The sequence below is a fragment of the Roseateles sp. P5_E11 genome, assembly GCF_054049355.1.
Map to the genome: position 1 here is coordinate 1 of NZ_JBFUMO010000355.1, position 6,148 is coordinate 6,148.

The 6,148-nt window shown below is 53.5% G+C and carries 2 protein-coding genes, 2 tRNA genes and 2 rRNA genes; all 6 read left to right on the plus strand.

Annotated elements, in window-relative coordinates:
• On the plus strand, positions 1-892 hold an 892-nt coding region (locus tag ACXJKR_RS21670; RefSeq protein ID WP_457324581.1), incomplete at its 5' end, for a phosphoenolpyruvate--protein phosphotransferase.
• Positions 893-897: 5 nt separating this feature from the next.
• A complete protein-coding gene (locus ACXJKR_RS21675; RefSeq protein ID WP_457324582.1) occupies positions 898-1,191 on the plus strand; it encodes a hypothetical protein in 294 nt (97 codons plus the stop codon).
• 429 nt (positions 1,192-1,620) lie between these two features.
• Positions 1,621-3,144 (plus strand): 16S ribosomal RNA (locus ACXJKR_RS21680).
• A gap of 195 nt (positions 3,145-3,339) precedes the next feature.
• Positions 3,340-3,416, plus strand: a tRNA-Ile gene (locus ACXJKR_RS21685).
• 23 nt (positions 3,417-3,439) lie between these two features.
• Positions 3,440-3,515: transfer RNA gene (locus ACXJKR_RS21690), tRNA-Ala, on the plus strand.
• Between the two features lie 314 nt (positions 3,516-3,829).
• Positions 3,830-6,148: ribosomal RNA gene (locus ACXJKR_RS21695) — 23S ribosomal RNA — on the plus strand; the annotation flags it as partial.

The window sequence follows — 6,148 nt, forward strand, 5'->3', positions numbered from 1 at the left end:
GGAATCGGGGGCCACGGGCGTCGGGCTGTTCCGCAGCGAGTTCCTGTTCATGAACCGTGAGGGCGAACTGCCCAGTGAGGAAGAACAGTTCGCTGCCTACAAGGCCGCCGTCGTGGCGATGAAGGGCATGCCGGTCACGATTCGCACCGTCGACGTGGGGGCGGACAAGCCGCTGGATCGGTTGACGGTCAACGAACTGCGCCACGAGCATGTGCTCAACCCGGCGATGGGCCTGCGTGCCATCCGTTGGAGCTTGGCCGAGCCGAGCATGTTCCGTCAGCAACTGCGCGCCATCTATAGAGCGAGCGCCTTCGGCAAGGTCAGACTGTTGATCCCGATGGTGGCGCATCTGTCGGAAGTTCGGCAAATCGTCGAGACGGTGCGCAAGGTGCAGCAGCAGCTGACCGATGCCGGCCATGCCTACACACGCGTCGAGCTGGGCGTCATGATCGAGATCCCGGCAGCAGCGGTCATGCTGCCGCTGCTGCTGCGGCATGTGGATTTCGTCTCCATAGGAACCAACGATCTGATCCAGTACACCTTGGCCATCGACCGTGCCGATGAAGCAGTTGCCCATCTCTACGATCCCTGGCATCCGGCGGTGCTGCAGCTGATCAGCCAGGCCATCGCCCAGGCGCGCGCGGCGGGCAAGGGCGTCAGCGTTTGCGGCGAGATGGCAGGCGACCCCGTCTTCACCGAACTGCTATTGGCCATGGGCCTGCGCAGTTTCTCCATGCACCCGTCACAGATTCCTGCCGTCAAGCAGCGCATCCTGCGCGCTGACGCGCAGCGCCTTGCTACGGCCCTGCCGCACATCCTGGACAGCGATGATCCTCAGGCCACCGCCGAGAAGGAGCTGGTCGTTGCTCGCAGCGCAGTAGCCGTGCATTGACTGCGATGGCTGCTTGCGCCAGGCCGCTCGGCGCCGAGGGCAACCGCCACGGATGGCTGCCTGGTTTCGAGTTAGGCGTACAGGTTGCTGATTACCTCAATCCCTGGAAATTGCCGCGCCAGATCAAATTGTCAGACGTCCTTGCGGACACAGAAAAACCTATGCTACAGTCGTGGGCTTCGCTGATCACAACGCAGCGCTTGTCGGGAACGGCGGATGGTTGTGAGGTGGTTGGTGGAGCTGGGCCGAAAGGTCTGGATGGCGAGCTGGAGAGTTCGTTGGGTGCTGAAGAGTTCTGAAAAGAAATTTTCGCAAAGTACTTGACGATGCTGCGAAAGCAGATCAAAATCTTGCCTCTTTGCTGCTGACGAACAAAACGCGAAAGCGAGTAGTTTGGAGGTGGTGAAGGAAAGCAAGTCGATGAGTATCGAGAAAGAAATTTTCGAAAATACTTGACGACGACGCAAAAAGCAGATTAGAATCTCGCTTCTTTGCTGCTGACGAATCAAACTGATTTGACAGCGACGCGGATGGAACGAAGCAGCGGATGCTGACGAGTTTCAAGCGCGATGTTCTTTAAGAATTCACAGCCGATAAGCGTGGGCGTTTGAAGTGAAGTGATGTTGTCAGGTGACTGATGACGGTCCTTCGGACTTTAAACGCTCACGGAAATTAGATTTGAACTATGCAAATGGTTTAAGTCGATTCCGTTGAGTAAATTCAAGATCGAACTGTAGAGTTTGATCCTGGCTCAGATTGAACGCTGGCGGCATGCYTWACACATGCAAGTCGAACGGTAACAGGTTAAGCTGACGAGTGGCGAACGGGTGAGTAATATATCGGAACGTGCCCAGTCGTGGGGGATAACTGCTCGAAAGAGCAGCTAATACCGCATACGACCTGAGGGTGAAAGCGGGGGATCGCAAGACCTCGCGCGATTGGAGCGGCCGATATCAGATTAGGTAGTTGGTGGGGTAAAAGCTCACCAAGCCAACGATCTGTAGCTGGTCTGAGAGGACGACCAGCCACACTGGGACTGAGACACGGCCCAGACTCCTACGGGAGGCAGCAGTGGGGAATTTTGGACAATGGACGCAAGTCTGATCCAGCCATGCCGCGTGCGGGAAGAAGGCCTTCGGGTTGTAAACCGCTTTTGTCAGGGAAGAAAAGGTTCTGGTTAATACCTGGGACTCATGACGGTACCTGAAGAATAAGCACCGGCTAACTACGTGCCAGCAGCCGCGGTAATACGTAGGGTGCAAGCGTTAATCGGAATTACTGGGCGTAAAGCGTGCGCAGGCGGTTATGCAAGACAGATGTGAAATCCCCGGGCTCAACCTGGGAACTGCATTTGTGACTGCATAGCTAGAGTACGGTAGAGGGGGATGGAATTCCGCGTGTAGCAGTGAAATGCGTAGATATGCGGAGGAACACCGATGGCGAAGGCAATCCCCTGGACCTGTACTGACGCTCATGCACGAAAGCGTGGGGAGCAAACAGGATTAGATACCCTGGTAGTCCACGCCCTAAACGATGTCAACTGGTTGTTGGGAGGGTTTCTTCTCAGTAACGAAGCTAACGCGTGAAGTTGACCGCCTGGGGAGTACGGCCGCAAGGYTRAAACTCAAAGGAATTGACGGGGRCCCGCACAAGCGGTGGAKSATGTGGTTTAATTCGATGCAACGCGAARAACCTTACCTACCCTTGACATGTCTGGAATCCTGAAGAGATTTGGGAGTGCTCGAAAGAGAGCCAGAACACAGGTGCTGCATGGCCGTCGTCAGCTCGTGTCGTGAGATGTTGGGTTAAGTCCCGCAACGAGCGCAACCCTTGTCATTAGTTGCTACGAAAGGGCACTCTAATGAGACTGCCGGTGACAAACCGGAGGAAGGTGGGGATGACGTCAGGTCATCATGGCCCTTATGGGTAGGGCTACACACGTCATACAATGGCCGGGACAGAGGGCTGCCAACCCGCGAGGGGGAGCTAATCCCAGAAACCCGGTCGTAGTCCGGATCGTAGTCTGCAACTCGACTGCGTGAAGTCGGAATCGCTAGTAATCGCGGATCAGCTTGCCGCGGTGAATACGTTCCCGGGTCTTGTACACACCGCCCGTCACACCATGGGAGCGGGTTCTGCCAGAAGTAGTTAGCCTAACCGCAAGGAGGGCGATTACCACGGCAGGGTTCGTGACTGGGGTGAAGTCGTAACAAGGTAGCCGTAYCGGAAGGTGYGGCTGGAWYACCTCCTTTCTAGATAGATCGCGCCTCGTCATTACTTAGGTAGTGGCAGAGCAAGATCACACTAAAGAGCGAAAGCTCAAGCACTTTGCTTTAAGCGCCCACACTTATCGGCTGTCACACAACAGTGAGTGAAATTGCGTGAGCCTGTTGAGCTGGCCTCGACAGGCTGGCGACAACAACAGAGTTCATGCGCATGGTTCGCGTGGGTCTGTAGCTCAGTCGGTTAGAGCACCGTCTTGATAAGGCGGGGGTCGCTGGTTCGAATCCAGCCAGACCCACCACGGCAAGTCGCAAGATTTGAACCGGGGGATTAGCTCAGCTGGGAGAGCACCTGCTTTGCAAGCAGGGGGTCGTCGGTTCGATCCCGTCATCCTCCACCAGTTTCACTTACTCAGTTGGTAAACCTTAGCGAATAGCAATGTTCGCTGAGGTTTACCAGCTCTGGTCTGCAAAGATCGGCTGTTGTTCTTTAACAATTTGTAGAGTCGAATCAGCGCTGTTAGCGGAAAGTACCTTCTGGTACACCGTGCCGCTAACAGCGATTTTGATTGCGTCAAACATAGACTTCAACTAAGCAAGAAATTGATTAGGTATGAAGAACGGCGTAACGCGTGAATACTCAAATAACAATCCGATGAAACAAGATCGGATTGAGTCCTTGACGACAGTGCAGTCAGCGCTGTCAAAGTTATAGGGTCAAGTGACTAAGTGCATGTGGTGGATGCCTTGGCGATTACAGGCGACGAAGGACGTGATAGCCTGCGATAAGCTTCGGGGAGCTGGCAAATTAGCTTTGATCCGGRGRTTTCCGAATGGGGAAACCCACTCCGCAAGGAGTAACTCTGACTGAATACATAGGTCATTGTGGCGAACCGGGTGAACTGAAACATCTCAGTAGCTCGAGGAAAAGACATCAACCGAGATTCCGAAAGTAGTGGCGAGCGAAATCGGAGTAGCCCTCGCGTTTTAGCAGTTTGTATATCAGAACGGAATGGAAAGTCCGGCCACAGCGGGTGATAGCCCCGTATGAGAAATGCAGATTGTGGAACTAGGCGCGAATRGAGTAGGGCGGGACACGTGAAATCCTGTCTGAATATGGGGGGACCATCCTCCAAGGCTAAATACTCGTAATCGACCGATAGTGAACAAGTACCGTGAGGGAAAGGCGAAAAGAACCCCGGGAGGGGAGTGAAATAGATCCTGAAACCGCATGCATACAAAAAGTAGGAGCCCGCAAGGGTGACTGCGTACCTTTTGTATAATGGGTCAGCGACTTACATTCAGTGGCGAGGTTAACCGAATAGGGAAGCCGTAGAGAAATCGAGTCCGAATAGGGCGAATAGTCGCTGGGTGTAGACCCGAAACCAAGTGATCTATCCATGGCCAGGATGAAGGTACCGTAACAGGTGCTGGAGGTCCGAACCGACTAGTGTTGCAAAACTAGCGGATGAGCTGTGGATAGGGGTGAAAGGCTAAACAAACTTGGAAATAGCTGGTTCTCTCCGAAAACTATTTAGGTAGTGCCTCAAGTATTACCATCGGGGGTAGAGCACTGTTTAGGCTAGGGGGTCATGGCGACTTACCAAACCTATGCAAACTCCGAATACCGATGAGTACAGCTTGGGAGACAGAGCACCGGGTGCTAACGTCCGGACTCAAGAGGGAAACAACCCAGACCGCCAGCTAAGGTCCCTAAAATTGGCTAAGTGGGAAACGAAGTGGGAAGGCTAAAACAGTCAGGATGTTGGCTTAGAAGCAGCCATCATTTAAAGAAAGCGTAATAGCTCACTGATCGAGTCGTCCTGCGCGGAAGATGTAACGGGGCTAAGCCAGTTACCGAAGCTGCGGATGTGCAATTTATTGCACGTGGTAGGAGAGCGTTCTGTAAGCCTGTGAAGGTGGGTTGTGAAGCCTGCTGGAGGTATCAGAAGTGCGAATGCTGACATGAGTAGCGTTAAAGGGGGTGAAAAGCCCCCTCGCCGAAAGCGCAAGGTTTCCTACGCAACGTTCATCGGCGTAGGGTGAGTCGGCCCCTAAGGCGAGGCAGAGATGCGTAGCTGATGGGAAACAGGTCAATATTCCTGTACCGATCAATAGTGCGATGTGGGGACGGAGAAGGTTAGCTCAGCCAACTGTTGGATATGTTGGTTCAAGCGTGTAGTCGTGCCCCTTAGGCAAATCCGGGGGGATTAGATGAGGCGTGATAACGAGTCTGCTTGCAGACGAAGTGAGTGATACCCTGCTTCCAAGAAAAGCCACTAAGCTTCAGCTATTGACGACCGTACCGCAAACCGACACTGGTGCGCGAGATGAGTATTCTAAGGCGCTTGAGAGAACTCTGGAGAAGGAACTCGGCAAATTGACACCGTAACTTCGGAAGAAGGTGTGCCTTTAGTAGGTGATCCATTTACTTGGTGAGCCCAATGAGGCCGCAGAGAATCGGTGGCTGCAACTGTTTATTAAAAACACAGCACTCTGCAAAGACGAAAGTCGACGTATAGGGTGTGACTCCTGCCCGGTGCTGGAAGATTAAATGATGGGGTGCAAGCTCTTGACTGAAGTCCCAGTAAACGGCGGYSGTAACTATAACSRTCCTAAGGTAGCGAAATTCCTTGTCGGGTAAGTTCCGACCTGCACGAATGGAGTAATGATGGCCACACTGTCTCCTCCAGAGACTCAGCGAAGTTGAAATGTTTGTGATGATGCAATCTCCCCGCGGAAAGACGGAAAGACCCCATGAACCTTTACTGTAGCTTTACATTGGACTTTGAACAGATCTGTGTAGGATAGGTGGGAGRCTKTGAAGTCAGGTCGCTAGATCTGATGGAGCCAACGTTGAAATACCACCCTGGTGTGTTTGAGGTTCTAACCTTGTCCCGTTATCCGGGATGGGGACAGTGTATGGTGGGCAGTTTGACTGGGGCGGTCTCCTCCCAAAGTGTAACGGAGGAGTTCGAAGGTACGCTAGATACGGTCGGAAATCGTGTCGATAGTGCATTGGCATAAGCGTGCT

Bases quoted from the DNA above. Each gene is read 5' to 3' on its own strand.
- ACXJKR_RS21675 (WP_457324582.1), top strand. From the start codon at position 898: ATGGCTGCTTGCGCCAGGCCGCTCGGCGCCGAGGGCAACCGCCACGGA.